This is a genomic window from Paenibacillus sp. S33, assembly GCF_053615415.1.
On the sequence record NZ_JBSIEZ010000001.1, the window covers coordinates 1,517,859 to 1,533,612 of the forward strand.

Consider the following 15,754-nt stretch of genomic DNA (forward strand, 5'->3'; position numbering starts at 1 on the left):
GAGATACCTCTTTTTATTGTATCGGCTTACGTAATTTTAAATTTTTGGACAGCCTTTTGCAGTTCGGTTGCTTGTTTGCTTAATTGGCGAACAACCTCGCTGTGGCTTTCCATTTCATTCAGTTGCTCATCGGCATTTAAACCGATTTCTTGAATCATATGCTGTGCATTGGCTGCGATGAGAGCTGTCTCTTCCACGGAAGCAGATACTTCCTCCGAGCTGGCGGATACCTGCTCCGTTGCTGCAGAGACCGTTTGAATCGTAGCATTGATCTTTTGCATAAGCTCACTTAGCTGGTTAAAGGCTGAGCTCGCTTGTTGAACCATTTCCGTTCCCGAATGAATTTCACGGCTCACCTGGGTCACAGAGTCCACAGATTGTTGCGATACTTCTTGAATGGTAACCAAATAGTCGGAAATTTCTTGTGTGGCTTCTTTAGATTGCTCGGCAAGCTTGCGTACTTCTCCAGCTACTACGGCAAAGCCCCGTCCATGTTCGCCCGCACGGGCGGCTTCAATGGAGGCATTCAGGGACAACATTTGAATTTGCTTCGTAATATCGAAGATAGCCGAAACGATACTGCCAATGGCTTCTGAGCGCTCATTCATACTATGGATGTATCGAAGCGATTCATCGGCAGCATGTCCTACCTGTGACATTTGAGCTACAGCTTTTTGAGCGAGCGTATTACCGTTAACCGTTTCTTTTGTCGCTTCACTGATTTGATCGGATACATCATTGGCAGAGGAGGCAATGTGCTGAACACCTTGAGCGATTTCCTCCATAGCCTGTGCATTTTCAGCAGCAGCTGTAGCTATGCTGGTACTGCCCTTTGCTACTTCCTCTGCGGCAACTGTAGAGTCCTGCACTTTTACACTTATAGCCTCAGTCCGACGAAGTAGCTCGTCCGATCCTTCAACAACCGCACCGGATGTAGAAAGCACATGGCCGATCATTTCTTTCAAGTTATGAGACATGGATTGGAAGCTGCGGGCAAGTTGGGCAATTTCATTAACTCCATGAACCTTCGCTTCTTGTGAAAGATCACCTTGAGCAATTTTTTCGCTATGACGAACCAATTCAGCAATGGGTTCTACAACTTTACGTATCACGAGGGTAGAAATAATGCCGCCCAGCAGGAGCGTTGCCACTGTAATACCTATGCAAATCCATAGAATTTGTTGGGATTTTTCCTGTACAAATCCGACGTCTTCGTTCACACCCAGAACTAGATTACTACCTGATATAGCAAAGAAGGCGGTTTTGTGTACTCCGTATGAATCGCTGTAAATTTCACTGATATTCATCTCGCCTTGTTTTGCTTTTTTAATATCCTCAACAGGAATGAGTGCATCCTTGACCTTGTATACTGATTTTACATTCCGTGCGACGACTTCGGCTTTATCATCCTTCACTACCGCGATATATGCCGATTCTAATTTGAGGGTATCGACCTTGTCCTGAAGATAGGATTCCATCTGTATAGCGGAGCCGGAATCAGAACCGCTTCCTTGCCCAGCCTGAACAGCTAAGGAAATATTGAGATCCTGATACACATTTTTAGCTCCAGTTTCTAGCAATTGGTCTACCTGAGGCATGACACTGTTATTAATGATACTCATGGATATTGCATAGAAACTGATGCTGAACAAAAGGGACGCAAAGAGCTGAATCAGCAAAAACATAATTCGTAATTTCGCGCCAATGGAACGATTAAAACTCTTCATGAAAAATCTCCTCTCACATGATGGTAATAAAATCAGACGAATTCCCTGCTTGAAGTAGGCCGCTTGTCCAATAGATACTTGACACGCCATGATCTACTTTTGTTCCTTTCCTCGCTTGAAGAAAAGACTGAAAATGTTCGGATTCTATGTATATTTCAGCTGAATTCAAGGGACAAGAATGTGAAAGGGAAGTAATCCATGATTTACTAAAAAGTAGGTTAGACCTATTTTACATAATTAACAGACGGTTGAATAGTCATATTTGCCCAAAAACAAACAAAAAATATATAACTATGGTCTTAGGTGTTTAGATGTAAGTTAGATGTAAATTATCAGGTGCATAAAAACGAATAGATTACTCCTTCTTTAAAACTATTGTAAAAAAGAAGTAATATAAGTAGCATAAGGAATACGGCTTTTTTACAATATTCTTCTAAGCTTGGTTTGTAAGTTCGAAAGTGGTCTTCAATATACATATAAAAGGGGAAAAGGTTGTTATGAATCGGGATTTACTTTCCAAAGAAGTGATTTCGCAGGTCAGAGGAGAAGATACACAGGAGCTGACTTCCGGCAGTTATAGAGCTGCCACAGGGAGAAATCCGATAAGTCGACTATTAGATTATGTATCAGGCGTATTTACTCCGATCTTGCCGGCAATGATTGGTGCGGGAATGATCAAGGTAATTATATTAGTTTTAATGTCCTTCGGTTTATTGTTGTCTGATCCGCAGGTATATACTATTTTAATGGCTATCAGCGATGGGATATTTTATTTTTTACCTATTTTTGTTGCGGCAAGTGCGGCAAGAAGGCTGCGCAGCAATGTGTTTGTTGCAGCAGCCATCGCAGCATCCGTATTCCATCCCCAATTAACAAGTTTACTCCAGTCTGGTGAGGAGGTACGTTTTGCCGGTCTGCCAGTTATAGACCCACAAGCTGCTTCATCTATAGTACTCATACTTGTTGTTGTCTGGATAGCATCGTATATCGAAAAATGGTTAGACAGGTATATCCCTTATTCACTTAAATTAATGGTTGTCCCGACTTTGACACTGATGATCACTATACCTTTAATGGTGTTCGCTTTCGGGCCACTGTGGAGTTATCTCGGCCAACATGTATCCGATGGACTAGGCTGGTTGTTTGACAATGCAGAAGTATTTACAGGGTTGTTGCTCGGAGGCACGATGTCTTTGCTTATTATTGCAGGTATGCAATATATAATGCTACCGATTATGATCAGCTCGCTGACAACATTGGGTTATGATCACCTTTTTCCCGTGGTCATTGCAGCGGCTTTCGCTCAGGCTGGCGCAACATTTGGCGTATGTGTTAAATCCAAAAATGCCAAAGTCAAAACGCTGGCTGCGTCCACAGGTTTGTTGGCCATGCTAGGAATCATTGAACCGGCCATGTATGGTGTCAATATCCGTTTCAAAAAACCGTTAATAGCAGTTATGATCGGTGGAGCCGTTGGTGGGGCTTGTATGTGTCTGTTTGAAACGGAGCTTACTAGTATTGGTGTCTCTGCTGGGCTGCTCAGCTTACCTTTATTTTCTGATACCACGCTTGTGTACGGTATTGTGGGTATGCTGATTTCGTTTGTTACAGCTGGCGTAATTACGTATTTTATGGGCTTTGTGGATGAAAAAGATGAGCATTCGCAAGGAGTATCTACATCTGGCATGAATGCTTCTCCGAACTTGGTTGTGGAAAAGAGCCCCGGCAGCTAAGTTGAATACATGTCGTTCTGTTCAGGACAAAAAAACAGCAAGCCCTCGAAAGATGAAGGCTTGCTGTTTGACGTTTCGATAAAATCCAAATTTGAAGCTGCTTAACTATTTTATTGTTATAAAACCTACAAAAATAGTTGGTTTTGTGATATAGTATTCTTCGGATTGAAGGACACCTTATAAAACATATTAAGTATAAGTTTGGAGGAAATAATACATGGATACCTTCTTTATTATTTTAAATGTAATCGTGCTGCTTTTGCTGCTAGGCGTATTGGTCTGGATGCAGAAAAAGCACATCTCCTTTACAAAAAGGGTATTTGCCGGACTTGGCTTCGGACTGATCTACGGGGCTATTCTACAATATGCTTATGGGGCAGGCTCAGAGGTCATTACAAAATCGGTTGATTGGTTCAACCTCGCAGGTAACGGTTATGTCCGTTTGCTGCAAATGGTCGTTATTCCGCTTATCATGGTGTCGATTATTTCGGCTATTATGAATTTGAAGGGAAGACAGAACCTTGGCAAAATCAGCGTGTCCATTATTGCAGTACTACTGATTACAACGGCAATTGCTGCTTCAGTTAGTATTGTAACCAGCCTGTCGTTTGACCTAAAGGCAATTGAGATTCAAGGTGGGGAAAAGGAACAAGCACAGGGCTTGAAGATGGAAGAGCGCCTTGGAACAGTTCAGGACATGACCATTCCACAGCAGGTGCTGGAATTTATTCCTTCAAATCCTTTTGAGGATATGACGGGAGCACGTCGTACGTCGACGCTGGCGGTGGTTATTTTCTCGGCCTTTATCGGGGTGGCTGTACTCGGATTGGATCGTAAAAAACCGGAACAGGCGCAAACCTTCCGTAAAGTGATTGATGCAGTGTACGCTGTAGTGATGCGAATTGTAACGCTGGTGCTGAGATTGACTCCTTACGGTATTTTAGCACTGATCACTAAAGTAGTAGCTACGACCAATCCAGATGAAATTTTGAAGCTAATCAAGTTTGTGCTCGCTTCTTATGTGGCTCTGTTGGTCATGTTTATCATTCATCTTATTTTGCTGGCCTTGTTCGGCTACAATCCGGTGACGTATGTGAAAAAAGTATTGCCTACATTGGTTTTTGCTTTTACTTCTCGTTCCAGTGCGGCGACCATTCCGTTAAATGTTGAAACACAAACGAAAAAGCTTGGTGTGTCCGACGGCATCGCGAATCTGTCTGCGACCTTGGGAGCGACTATTGGGCAAAACGGCTGTGCTGGTATTTATCCGGCAATGCTGGCGGTTATGATTGCTCCAACCGTGGGTATTGATCCAACGAGCTGGGATTTTATCCTCACGCTGATTCTGGTCGTTACGGTCAGCTCGTTCGGCGTGGCGGGTGTAGGCGGTGGTGCCACTTTCGCTTCCTTGATCGTGCTTTCTACCATGAATCTTCCAGTGGCATTGGCAGGATTGCTTATCTCAGTCGAACCGTTGATTGATATGGGACGCACAGCGTTAAATGTCAATGATTCTATTACTGCAGGTCTCATTTCAGGCAAGGTGCTCAAGGAGAACGATCAAGACGTATTCAATAATCATGGTATGGATTTGGATGCAACGGCACACTCTTAAGTAATGATAAATGAAGGGTGTACGATCAGTCTCATATCACATCTGTAGCCTATATAACACACGTACTGTATGTACGCTGTACAAAGAGCCGGCCATAAGGTCGGCTCTTTGTATTGAGTTTAGGGCAGTGTAAATTATGGCTGTTCACAAATCCTAATCTATGATACATTAAAATAATGTTTTTCCGGCTTGCTTCGGATGAACCGCGGTTCGCAACCATCCCGCGCTATCAAAACTAGGAGGATTTCATGTTTAATCTGTTATGGGGGGCAGCTTTTGTCCTCGTCAATTTTATGTTCTTTTTGTTATGTTTTCGGTTGTTCGGTAAAAAAGGGCTGTACGCCTGGATTGGTGTTGCTACTGTACTGGCCAACATTCAGGTAACCAAAACGATTGATCTGGTCGGCATTACCACGACATTGGGAAATACGATGTATGTTTCTATGTATATGGCCAGCGACTTACTGAATGAAAAATATGGTCCTAAAGAAGCGCGTAAAGCTGTGTGGTTCGGCTTTTTCACTCTGATTATGACGACGATAACGATGCAGATGGTGCTGCAGTTCCAGCCTACTGCAACGGATTTTGCCCAGACACCGATGCAACAGCTGTTCGGATTGTTGCCAAGACTTGCGCTTGCCAGCTTGACAGCCTATGCGGTCAGTCAATTGCTGGACGTGCGTCTGTACGCCTGGATTCGCAAGTTCTTCCCGGAACGTCATCAGCTCTGGATTCGCGGCAATGGCAGCACGATGATCAGCTCGTTTATAGATACGCTCATTTTCTGTACTATTGCCTTTTACGGTTATGCGTGGGGGATATGGCTCGAGATATTATTCACCACCTACATCTTAAAATTTGTACTGACCGCGGCGGGTACACCCATTTTGTACATCGCACGCAATTTCCGCTTTATAGAAGAGGAGGGGCAAACCCTCAAGCCATGATGGCTTGGGGTTGCCCCTCCTTTTTCATCCTTTTTTACATACCAATATAATGAATAGCGATGGGTTTATCCGAGCACTGTCAGTTCTTTTGGAAAAGAGGTAAGCACTTCAACACCATTAGAGGTGACCAAAACGTCATCTTCAATCCGCACACCGCCGAGGCCTGGCACATAGATGCCGGGTTCGATGGTGAACACGAAGCCTTCATGAAGCAGATCGCTATTGCCTCCGTGTACAGATGGATATTCGTGAACACTCATACCAAGGCCGTGTCCAACTCGATGGTTAAAGGCAGGGCCGTATCCAGCGGCTTCAACAACAGCCCGTGCTGCCTGATCTACGGATGCGCAGGAAACTCCTGGGCGAATGGCGGCAATCCCCGCTTCGTTCGAGCGAAGAACCGTATCATAAATCGTCTCCAGCTCAGCCGGCAGCTTTCCAAAAGCAAAAGTACGCGTAATATCCGAAGCATAACCATCGGAATATACGCCCATATCAAACATGAGCAGATCGCCAGGCTGTAGCTTGCGGGTGCCCGGAACACCATGAGGCAAGGCTGTTTTAGGTCCAGACAGCACTGTCGTGTCAAAGGACGGGCCATCTGCGCCGATTTTTTTCATCTGGTATTCGATTTCGGCCACCAGCTCGACTTCCGTCACTCCTTCGCGCACATGGGTGAGGCCGTGGCGAAGAGCATCTTCCACCAAACGAGCTGCATGTTTCAGACGTTGTACTTCCTCAGGAGTTTTTCTCACACGCATTTCTTGAAGCACAGGACCCAGATCCACATATTGAGCCGCGCCAATAGCAGTATGTAACTGTTCATAACGGAGGACGGAGACGTGCTCCTTTTCCAGCGCGAATGTTTTCACTCCGGTGCCTGTACGTTGACGCAACAGATCATATGGATTGTCCGTATCGGTGTGGGTGGATATACGAGTCACAGAAGAAGCAGCTTGGGCGGCTTCTGCATCCAGAGCGGGTACGATCAGTTCTGGTTCTTGGTCTCGAAGCAGCACGAGACCAAGAAAACGCTCATGCGGATCACTAGCAAAGCCCGTCAGATAGTAAATATGTTTGGGATCGGTCACAAGCAGGCCATCCCAAGATTGTGATTTCAGTTCATCATATAATCTTGTAATTTTATCATTCATAGAGTCTCATTCCTTTCTGTCCATGTATTCATTATAGCTCTTATTACATCATAATTTATAGCTTTGAATGGCTTACTCTCTTGTCTGACTTAATGTTTGCAGACGTGCTTGTACGTTCTGATCATAGTAGCCGCCATGGTAGCAGATTACCTTTTCAACATCCAATACCGTCAGCTTTTCGAGGCTCTTCAGAGCCAATGGCATATCCGGCGTAGCCGACTCAGCAGGACCGACCAGTTCACCTTCGACTACCAGCAGTTCATCTGCTGCCAACAGTAGCTTTTGTGCGGGCACATACAAGCTGATATGCCCGGGTGTATGGCCAGGTGTATGTATAATCTGTATTCCTCCACCATAGGGTAGATGCTCACCGTCCTCAAGAATATGAGCAAAGCGCAAATCTGGCAGGCGGCGAATCATATCCTCTGCTTGCTGCTTGAGCACAGTATCCATTTGTTTAATCCGTTCCGACGTCAGCTTCACAAACGGTCGCTCCCCTGTCATATAAGGAACGTCATCCTTATGGGCTAACAGGGCAGTATTCGGCAGCAGATCCAGCAGTGCATGAACATTTCCGATATGGTCAATATCCTGATGTGTTAAAATAATTCTTTTCACGCGGCTGATATCCTCACCCACATCTGAGATAGCCTTGCGTAATAGCTCAAATTGGCCGAGCATTCCCGTGTCAATCAGTGTAAGTCCATCCTCGTCCTTGAGCAGTACAGGATAAATAGTCGTTTTTCCAAAAAAAGATTCCATAGGTATTTCCAAAATCAAGAGTTGAGTTCCAATATTCATATTAAGCTGCTTCAGAATCCTTGACTCCGAAACATACCTCCCGTCTCATCGTGTTAAATCGCTTTCCCCGTTTTTATTTTTCCTTATCTTCAAGCTCTATTATAAAACCCTTTGGGACTAATCCGCAAAACAACTCGATATGGCTGATCGGGCGCTTGTCTTGTACAATAAATAAATCACACCATAGGAGGCGGATACGAATAATGAATCAGGACCAATCTTTTTCCATTGAATTTGCGTGCAGAGAGGATCTTCCCGATATTGTGGATATTTATAATTCTACGATTGCAGGACGAATGGTCACCGCAGATCTGGAACCGGTGACAGTGGAGAGCCGCATTCCATGGTTTGAGGCTCATCAGGAGAACCACCGCCCTTTGTGGGTTTTAAAGCAAAAGGGGACAATTGCCGGTTGGGCCAGCCTTCAGTCCTTTTATGGGCGTCCAGCTTATAACGGTACAGCAGAAATTAGTATTTACGTCCATGAGGATTCTCGTGGAACCGGAACAGGAAGTCGACTGGTACAGCATTTGCTAAATGAATGTCCGAGACTGGGGATTACAACGTTGTTGGGATTTGTTTTTGGTCATAATGAGCCAAGTATTGGGCTGCTGCGGAAGTTTGGTTTTGAGCAATGGGGGTACTATCCGCGTGTAGCTGTGCTGGACAGCATAGAGCGAGATTTGGCGATATTGGGCAAGCGAGTGGATGAATAATAGCTTATGACAGTTAAATATTTTTTGTAATGTGTACAGAAAAAGGCTGTTTCCAAAATCGTCTCATACACTGCGGATGATTTTGGGAGCAGCCTCTTTTATTTTGCTATTTTCATCGCTTTTAACGCTGAGGTCTAAAACGTATGTTGTGAAAAATTTGATTAAGCACCTCAGACAGCACCAAACCGACAGCAATAGCTCCTGCGATCATCAGCGTGCTCATGGCCAGCTCTAGTGCCTGAGGATAATGTTGTTGTACGAACTGGCGCATGGCATTATAGGCCATTCCCCCTGGAACGAGCGGAATCATGCCTGCCACACTGAAAATAATCACAGGCATTTTGTACAGCCGCGCAAAGCCTTGACTGACGATGCCGATGAGGATCGTTGCCAAAAGGCTGGCGCTCACAGGTCCCATGCTGTCCGTGGTTGAATAATAGACCAGCCAACCTAGCATACCAACAAAACCACATTGCAGCAGCGAGCGCCGGGGGGCGTGGAATAGTATGCCGAAACCAGCGGTGGCAATAAAGCTTGTGAATAATTGTGCAAGCATAGACTTGAATCTCCTCCGAATCACATATAAGAAATGATAACCGCAACGCCAGCTCCAATGCCGAAAGACGTCAGGCAAGCATCGGCTCCCTTGGAAAGACCCGAAACAAGGTGCCCGGACATTAAATCACGAATGGCATTTGTAATTAACAAGCCTGGAACCAGTGGCATGACGGAGCCAATTATAATTTTATCCATCATCTGTCCCCAGCCTACTATCGTTAATAGAGCCGCCAGCAAGCCGATTAGAAAAGATGCAGAAAACTCTGAGAAAAACTTGACCTTAACGAGCCTGTGAAAATACTGTACGGCTGCAAATCCGATACCGCCGCATAACACAGCTGCGGGGAAGTCTCGCCAGACACCACCAAACATAATCATAAAGCAACCGCTGGCCAACGCAGCAGCCATCAGCTGTACACGGTTGGAATAGCGGAGGGGGCCACGCTCAATCTCCGCAAGCTCCTTGACGGCAGCGCGGGGAGACAAATCACCTGTGCTGATTTTACGTGAAATGGAATTGACCTCTGTCACCTTGTGCAAATCGGTGGTCCGCTCTACGATGCGGATGAGCTTGGCAGGCTCCGAATCATTAATGGCAAAAAAAATCCCAGTTGGTGTTACATAGCTATGGGACTGGGATATGCCATAGGCTGAAGCAATGCGGGACATCGTGTCTTCAACACGATAGGTTTCGGCTCCATTTTGCATCATCAGTTTGCCCGCCAACAGACAAACTTCAATGATTTCAGGAGTAGGATAGGAATGATTATTCATACTCGCTCTCTTTCATTCGTACCGGGCCGTTCGACCCTATTATTTTCATTTATTGTAGCACAAAAAGCCGCCTTTTCAGAGGCGGTTATGTTAGGGGGAATCGAAGTTTTCGTCAAGATTCTATCATATCGGGAATAACGGTATAGTAGGACTCTTCCAGATATGTTGCGGCCTCAGATAGGCCCATCAACTTAAGCTGTCCAGCTACAAAAGCACGAAGGGCAGAATGGGTGAACAGATGCCGTGTCTGGGCATCCCGAATAAAGGCCAGTCTGGCTTCACGCGAACCGTTATAGAACAATTCACGCACAGCTTCGCCTTGTTGTTCCCAAAGGAAAGGCTCCGTTACGGTCAAGAGGGTACTTTCCATAGAAGAGCTATGCTTCGCGGAAGAAGATACCTGAATGCCCAAGCCGTTCAGCGTAGGAGCTGCTTCATTGTGCTTCCGTTCTGCTCGCAAGCTGTCGATATAGGCAGCCATATCCTGAATCGGTTCGATACCAAATCGTTCCCGAAAGCATTCGCGTACAAACGCGGTACGTTCATCTACAAGCTGAGGCAGTCGCTGACCTGCATGTCCAGAATAGTCGTCTCCGCTGGCGTAGTATCGTTTTAATGAACTGTTCTCTGTATAAACAACGCTTAAAAAATCCTGCAAATGACGGGCAACCACCCATACACCCGTCCAATCGACGGGAGATACGCATACGATAGGGGCCTGTGAAAGGTCCTTTTCAAGACCAAAATCCGTTAAAAAGCCATAATGTATTCCGTCCACTCCTGCGTGGGCAAAAGGAATAACATCTGGTGGTGTAGCCATATATCGTGGCGCGCGGCCCTGCTCCATAATCAATCCCAAATCAAAACTCAGAGAATGCCGGTTCGCTTCGAGCTCCTTTTCAAATTCTATAAGTGCCTCAATCAAAGGTGTAGCTGATCCATAGGCTAGGTTAGAACCGGAATCCATCGTGTATGCCTCCCTTATCCAATACATCCATTAAAGCGTTCATCCCTAAAAGGTACGTGATTTTACACGAAATGTAAACCTGTATGACGAATATTTTCAAAAATGTGACCTTTTACCCGTGTGTTGTCAAATAAAACGCTTTCGAGCAAAGCAGGACAAGATACCTATGTTAGCTCGGTAGAGAAGTAAAGTGGGTTTGCGAAAATGCGGTCTTTTCAGTGTATGTTAGCAACCGTGAAGTGTGATTGCAGGATGCGCGGTGTGAAGGACAGGGTGCAACGTAACAGGCCAACGGGTATAATATCAGGACAAGGTGAAAAGGAGCGTCATCCGAAGATTTAACAGAAAGAAGTGAGCATATGAACTTGCAAAAGAAGGCTGTTTTTTTTGATGTAGATGATACGATGTACGATCATTTGCACCCTACACGCGATGCATTGCGTACAGTATTAGGATTGAGTGAGCGTTTTCCTTATGAGAAAGCCTACCATCGTATTCGCTATTACAGCGATGTACTGTCGGCTAAAGGAGGACTATTGGAGGGGAAGGCAGGGCCGGATGAACTGGATGAGATGAGGGAAGGCCGTTTCATTCTGGCTTTAAAAGAATTCGGGGTAGAAATTACCCGTGAGCAGGCAATACATGTTCAGGAAGAATACTTGGATCGTCAGTACCGAATTGAGCCTTTTGAGGGGGCTACCTCGTTAATAAATGATTTGAGCTCGGCTGGCTTTTTAGTTGGATTAATTACAAACGGTCTTGAAGAACACCAGATGAGCAAGATCAAGGCGATGGCGTTGGAAAATCATGTTGCGGCAGAGCATATCTTTGTATCTGGGACCGTTGGCTATGCCAAGCCTGATCCGCGCATCTTCGAAGTAGTGAATGAGCGGACAGGAACGTTAGCAGAGCATTGCTGCTACATTGGGGATTCCTGGCGTAATGACGTGGCGGGAGCTATAGCTGCAAATTGGCAGGTGATCTGGTTCAATCACAGGAATGCTCCCCCGGAAACTGATGTGCTGGGGGACTATAAAACAGCAGCAAGCTATGCAGAGTTAAGAAGGTTGCTGCTGCCGGACGCTCGTTAGACACGGTACATACCGTATTTTTTAAAAGAATCAACCTATTTTGAAGCCATTCCAAAAGATAACCCGTAATACTATTTATCTGTTATAGAACTAACTTCATTGGTAAAGGTTTAGAACAGAGAAGGAGGGGATCGCGCATGGTAGAACAATGGAGACAGGCAGAAGACATCATAAGTCAAGTGACCGTATACAGTACGGAGGATAATGATCCGGTTACCATTAAAACAGCCACTCAAGACGTCCGCTGTATTGGCATCGGGACAGATGCGGCCGTATTTACGCTCGATACGTTGCCAGGCTACGCGTTCAAGGTGTACTCAGACATGGCGATCGAGAAAAAAGATGCGGAGGCCGACGTATATGAGCGTTTGCGAGGGTCTGACTTTTTTCCTCATTATTACGGAAAAGGCGACAAGTATATTGTCATAAGTTATGAATCCGGTATTACGCTGCTGGATTGCTTGCTGCAAGGAATTCCTGTGCCAGAGCAGGTCATTCTGGATGTGGAAAAGGCGAGGGAATTTGTCCGGTCCAAGGGGCTGAATCCCCGTGATATTCACCTTAAGAATGTACTTATGCAAGACGGGCGTGCCAAGGTATTGGACGTATCGGAATACGTGAAGGAAGGCGATGACAAGCGCTGGGAGCATTTGGTGTGGGCATATCATACGTTTTATTCCGGTATCTCGGAGGTTAAGGTTCCCTCATGGATTTTGGATACGATTAAAAAATGGTACTACAAGCTGGATAACTCCAACTTTAATCTCGAGGAGTTTGCTCAGCGTGCCAGCCAATTGTTCTCTAAATGGAGGTCATAACCGCTGTAAAGATAACGGATATGCAGCTTGATCTTTCGATAGCAAAAAGGATTGCACCCGCATTAGGGGAGCAATCCTTTTCTTTTATCTGAAATCCCGAGGCACTCTTCTGGCTGTACCGCTCGCAATGGCGGCTTGAATCACCTTTTCACGAACCCGTTGAACCGCACTCTCGTTAAATACACCTGGGATAATATACAACTTGTTTAGTTCTTCAGGACGGATCGTGCCTGCGATGGCCTCTGCGGCCGCCAGCTTCATCTCTTCGTTGATTTCACGGGCACGGCAGTCGAGCGCTGCTCGAAAGATGCCAGGGAAACAAAGTACATTGTTAATTTGGTTGGGATAGTCCGAACGTCCGGTGGCGATGACACCTGCAATGTCCTCGACGTCCTCTGGCGCAATTTCAGGAACCGGGTTAGCCATAGTGAACAGCACCGGGGCTTCTTTCATACGTTTCACGTCTTCTCGTTGCAGTATTCCACCTGCCGACAGACCGATAAACACGTCAGCGTCCTTCAGAACCTCAGACAGCGTGCCCGACAGCCGATCAGGGTTGGTATGCTGTGCATACCAGTTCCACATCGGATGCTCGTATGTTTCATCAGCTGTAAGAGCCCCATGGCGGTCTACGCCAATGATGTTGACAGCCCCTGCAGATAGCAAAATTTTGGTGCAAGCCACACCCGCAGCCCCGATACCACAGACGACAATTTTGACGTCAGACAGGGCTTTGCCGACAACTTTGAGCGCATTGATCAGCCCTGCGTATAAAACGACAGCTGTGCCGTGCTGATCGTCATGAAAAACAGGTATGTCCAGCTCTTTACGTAACCGCTGTTCAATCTCAAAGCATCGTGGCGATGAAATATCCTCCAGATTAATACCGCCAAAAGCTGGGGCCATTTGCTTAATGGCCTTAATGATCTCTTCGGTGTCCTGCGTATCCAGACAGATTGGAAAGGCATCGACGGAGCCGAGCTGCTTGAACAGCATGGCTTTGCCTTCCATAACCGGCATGGCTGCATAGGGACCGATGTTACCTAGCCCGAGTACAGCGCTTCCGTCAGAGACGACAGCGACCGTGTTGCGCTTGATCGTCAAACGGAAAGCTTTGTCCGGTTCCTCGTGAATCGCCATACATACGCGTGCCACATCGGGGGTATATACCCGGGATAAGTCATCGCGGTTTTGAATTGGGACTTTGGGCTGCATTTCAATTTTGCCCCCGAGGTGTAATAGGAAGGTACGATCAGAGATGGATAATACCTTAACACCTTGTGCTTTTTTAATTCGGGCAATCATACGGTCGATTTCTGCTGGATCGGCAATGGTCACCGTAATATCCCTCACGGTGACCTTCTCAGAGGTGCTAATGACGTCAATGGCAATCACATCTCCGCCATGTTCGTTTACCAGCGTAATCAATTGACCAAATTGGATGTGCCCGGTGGAAATTTCCAATCGTAAAATGATGTTTTTACCGCCAATACCGCCTTGCATACAAATTCCTCCTTTGTTTTCCATAACAAAATCATACGTAGGATCAATTGATTGCGCTTACAATAAGAAGCGGACGTAAAATCCATGCTGTTATTTTAAATTAGTGGTTTCTTCCCCTATCATAGTGAACAATCTCTCGCTTGTACAGATCAAGTTGAGTAATATCTATTATTTTGTATTTAAAAAAGGACGAAAGCCCGGCTATATTCCAGTCCAAGCGATCCTCCTTTTTTCAATGAAATGATCTATTTTATTTTTACGCATTCGATCTGTTATGTCATATTTTTACCGTAGTAAATTTCGTCCATTTCGATTTTGAGACGTGTTGATATATTTTGTTGCTCTTTTTCACTCAGGCTTTCCTTGGTGTAGCCGAACAGGTAATTGTCCAGATCGAATTGTTTTAGCTTACATTTGGTATGGAAAATATTTTCCTGATACACATTCACGTCGATCATGTCATACTGACTGCGGACTTCGTCCGGAATATAGTTTTGAATGGAGGCGATATCATGGTCGATGAAAAGCTTATGTCCATTCGTATCACGTGTGAAGCCGCGCACCCGATAATCAATCGTCATAATGTCGGTGTCGAAAGAATGAGTCAAATAGTGGAGTGCCTTGAGCGGGGAGATTTCCCCACAGGTAGAGACATCAATATCTGCTCGAAACGTACTGATCCCCTCGTCTGGATGATATTCCGGGTAGGTGTGAACCGTAATGTGGCTTTTATCCAGCTGTATCACGACAGATTCAGGTAGGGGGCCGGGTGACTCGGCATAAGATTCAGTCGGTACCTCCACAATGGGTCCTTCTGATATAAGTACGGTCACGCTGGCTCCTTGAGGTACATAATCCTGCTGGGCTACGTTGAGCACATGGGCGCCGATAATGTCAGATACATTTTTTAAAATAGCTGTCAGTCGATCTGAGTTGTATTGTTCATCAATATATTCAATGTACGCCTCGCGTTCTTCTTTGGTTTTGGTGTAACAAATATCGTACATATTGAAGCTCAATGATTTGGTCAGGTTGTTAAATCCGTGCAGGGTAATCCGCTGTTCCGGTGTTATGGTCATAGGCTATTTCCCCTTATAGTCGCAGTATTCGTACATAATATTCCCAACACGCCTTTTCATATACCGATTCACGAAATCAGTTTTGTAACTGTTAGATTAAAGGCTTGAACAAGTATGTCTTACCCGTTTGGCATAATTAAAAACAGGTAGGGGAGTGGCTTTGTTTTTACATGTATGGAAATTTTAATGTATATATACTTTATTTCTTACTCAGTAATTTTTAAGTAACAGGACTTATAATATGAACTATGTATACGAAGAAGGAACTGAA

14 protein-coding genes are annotated in these 15,754 nt (G+C 45.4%); 6 read left to right on the top strand and 8 right to left on the bottom strand.

The annotated features are described in order from the left end of the window. Window positions 1–26: 26 nt before the first annotated feature. A complete protein-coding gene (locus tag ACWGXJ_RS07105) occupies window positions 27–1,727 on the bottom strand; it encodes a methyl-accepting chemotaxis protein (protein WP_069291424.1) in 1,701 nt (566 codons plus the stop codon). Window positions 1,728–2,224: 497 nt separating this feature from the next. Between ACWGXJ_RS07105 and ACWGXJ_RS07110 the strand changes: the two genes are divergently transcribed. From ACWGXJ_RS07110 to ACWGXJ_RS07120, 3 genes are all read left to right on the top strand, one after another. After that, the gene (locus ACWGXJ_RS07110) at window positions 2,225–3,460 is read left to right on the top strand and encodes a PTS transporter subunit EIIC (protein ID WP_452566472.1); all 1,236 of its coding nucleotides are present in this window, start codon (window positions 2,225–2,227) and stop codon (window positions 3,458–3,460) included. 217 nt (window positions 3,461–3,677) lie between these two features. Further along, entirely contained in the window at window positions 3,678–5,075 is a 1,398-nt protein-coding gene (locus tag ACWGXJ_RS07115; protein WP_061829066.1) for an L-cystine transporter, read from the top strand. A gap of 248 nt (window positions 5,076–5,323) precedes the next feature. Next, window positions 5,324–6,022: a queuosine precursor transporter gene (locus tag ACWGXJ_RS07120; protein ID WP_069291426.1), complete on the top strand. Its 699-nt coding sequence runs from the start codon at window positions 5,324–5,326 to the stop codon at window positions 6,020–6,022. 65 nt (window positions 6,023–6,087) lie between these two features. Here the strand turns inward: ACWGXJ_RS07120 and ACWGXJ_RS07125 are convergent, their stop codons facing one another. Next, on the bottom strand, window positions 6,088–7,176 hold the full coding sequence (locus ACWGXJ_RS07125; protein ID WP_452566473.1) for a M24 family metallopeptidase: 1,089 nt from the start codon (window positions 7,174–7,176) through the stop codon (window positions 6,088–6,090). Window positions 7,177–7,248: 72 nt separating this feature from the next. Continuing rightward, a complete protein-coding gene (locus ACWGXJ_RS07130) occupies window positions 7,249–7,977 on the bottom strand; it encodes an MBL fold metallo-hydrolase (RefSeq protein WP_452566474.1) in 729 nt (242 codons plus the stop codon). A gap of 203 nt (window positions 7,978–8,180) precedes the next feature. On the opposite strand from ACWGXJ_RS07130, the gene ACWGXJ_RS07135 reads away from it, so the two are divergent. Beyond that, window positions 8,181–8,693: a GNAT family N-acetyltransferase gene (locus ACWGXJ_RS07135; RefSeq protein WP_061829070.1), complete on the top strand. Its 513-nt coding sequence runs from the start codon at window positions 8,181–8,183 to the stop codon at window positions 8,691–8,693. Between the two features lie 121 nt (window positions 8,694–8,814). Here the strand turns inward: ACWGXJ_RS07135 and ACWGXJ_RS07140 are convergent, their stop codons facing one another. The 3 genes from ACWGXJ_RS07140 to ACWGXJ_RS07150 all read right to left on the bottom strand — a co-directional run bounded on the left by ACWGXJ_RS07140 (window position 8,815) and on the right by ACWGXJ_RS07150 (window position 10,992). Next, a complete protein-coding gene (locus tag ACWGXJ_RS07140) occupies window positions 8,815–9,249 on the bottom strand; it encodes a threonine/serine exporter family protein (RefSeq protein WP_103047615.1) in 435 nt (144 codons plus the stop codon). Window positions 9,250–9,269: 20 nt separating this feature from the next. Then, on the bottom strand, window positions 9,270–10,025 hold the full coding sequence (locus tag ACWGXJ_RS07145; RefSeq protein ID WP_061829072.1) for a threonine/serine exporter family protein: 756 nt from the start codon (window positions 10,023–10,025) through the stop codon (window positions 9,270–9,272). A gap of 112 nt (window positions 10,026–10,137) precedes the next feature. Further along, window positions 10,138–10,992: a hypothetical protein gene (locus ACWGXJ_RS07150; protein ID WP_250262103.1), complete on the bottom strand. Its 855-nt coding sequence runs from the start codon at window positions 10,990–10,992 to the stop codon at window positions 10,138–10,140. 359 nt (window positions 10,993–11,351) lie between these two features. Here ACWGXJ_RS07150 and ACWGXJ_RS07155 point away from each other — a divergent pair, with 359 nt between their 5' ends. Next, a complete protein-coding gene (locus ACWGXJ_RS07155) occupies window positions 11,352–12,083 on the top strand; it encodes an HAD family hydrolase (RefSeq protein WP_452566475.1) in 732 nt (243 codons plus the stop codon). Between the two features lie 137 nt (window positions 12,084–12,220). Beyond that, window positions 12,221–12,901 (top strand): protein kinase family protein, encoded by a 681-nt coding sequence (locus ACWGXJ_RS07160; RefSeq protein WP_069291431.1) that lies wholly within the window; start codon window positions 12,221–12,223, stop codon window positions 12,899–12,901. 84 nt (window positions 12,902–12,985) lie between these two features. Here ACWGXJ_RS07160 and ACWGXJ_RS07165 read toward each other — a convergent pair whose 3' ends face one another. Then, a complete protein-coding gene (locus ACWGXJ_RS07165) occupies window positions 12,986–14,404 on the bottom strand; it encodes an NAD-dependent malic enzyme (protein WP_081330736.1) in 1,419 nt (472 codons plus the stop codon). 272 nt (window positions 14,405–14,676) lie between these two features. Then, window positions 14,677–15,483, bottom strand: coding sequence for an adenosylmethionine decarboxylase (gene speD, locus ACWGXJ_RS07170; RefSeq protein WP_013309324.1), 807 nt, complete (start codon window positions 15,481–15,483; stop codon window positions 14,677–14,679). Window positions 15,484–15,754 lie beyond the last annotated feature (271 nt).

Excerpts from the sequence above, each read along its gene's own strand:
- ACWGXJ_RS07105 (WP_069291424.1), bottom strand. The coding sequence starts at position 1,727 with ATGAAGAGTTTTAATCGTTCCATTGGCGCGAAATTACGAATTATGTTT.
- ACWGXJ_RS07110 (WP_452566472.1), top strand. The coding sequence starts at position 2,225 with ATGAATCGGGATTTACTTTCCAAAGAAGTGATTTCGCAGGTCAGAGGA.
- ACWGXJ_RS07115 (WP_061829066.1), top strand. The coding sequence starts at position 3,678 with ATGGATACCTTCTTTATTATTTTAAATGTAATCGTGCTGCTTTTGCTG.
- ACWGXJ_RS07120 (WP_069291426.1), top strand. The coding sequence starts at position 5,324 with ATGTTTAATCTGTTATGGGGGGCAGCTTTTGTCCTCGTCAATTTTATG.
- ACWGXJ_RS07125 (WP_452566473.1), bottom strand. The coding sequence starts at position 7,176 with ATGAATGATAAAATTACAAGATTATATGATGAACTGAAATCACAATCT.
- ACWGXJ_RS07130 (WP_452566474.1), bottom strand. The coding sequence starts at position 7,977 with ATGAATATTGGAACTCAACTCTTGATTTTGGAAATACCTATGGAATCT.
- ACWGXJ_RS07135 (WP_061829070.1), top strand. The coding sequence starts at position 8,181 with ATGAATCAGGACCAATCTTTTTCCATTGAATTTGCGTGCAGAGAGGAT.
- ACWGXJ_RS07140 (WP_103047615.1), bottom strand. The coding sequence starts at position 9,249 with ATGCTTGCACAATTATTCACAAGCTTTATTGCCACCGCTGGTTTCGGC.
- ACWGXJ_RS07145 (WP_061829072.1), bottom strand. The coding sequence starts at position 10,025 with ATGAATAATCATTCCTATCCTACTCCTGAAATCATTGAAGTTTGTCTG.
- ACWGXJ_RS07150 (WP_250262103.1), bottom strand. The coding sequence starts at position 10,992 with ATGGATTCCGGTTCTAACCTAGCCTATGGATCAGCTACACCTTTGATT.
- ACWGXJ_RS07155 (WP_452566475.1), top strand. The coding sequence starts at position 11,352 with ATGAACTTGCAAAAGAAGGCTGTTTTTTTTGATGTAGATGATACGATG.
- ACWGXJ_RS07160 (WP_069291431.1), top strand. The coding sequence starts at position 12,221 with ATGGTAGAACAATGGAGACAGGCAGAAGACATCATAAGTCAAGTGACC.
- ACWGXJ_RS07165 (WP_081330736.1), bottom strand. The coding sequence starts at position 14,404 with ATGCAAGGCGGTATTGGCGGTAAAAACATCATTTTACGATTGGAAATT.
- speD (WP_013309324.1), bottom strand. The coding sequence starts at position 15,483 with ATGACCATAACACCGGAACAGCGGATTACCCTGCACGGATTTAACAAC.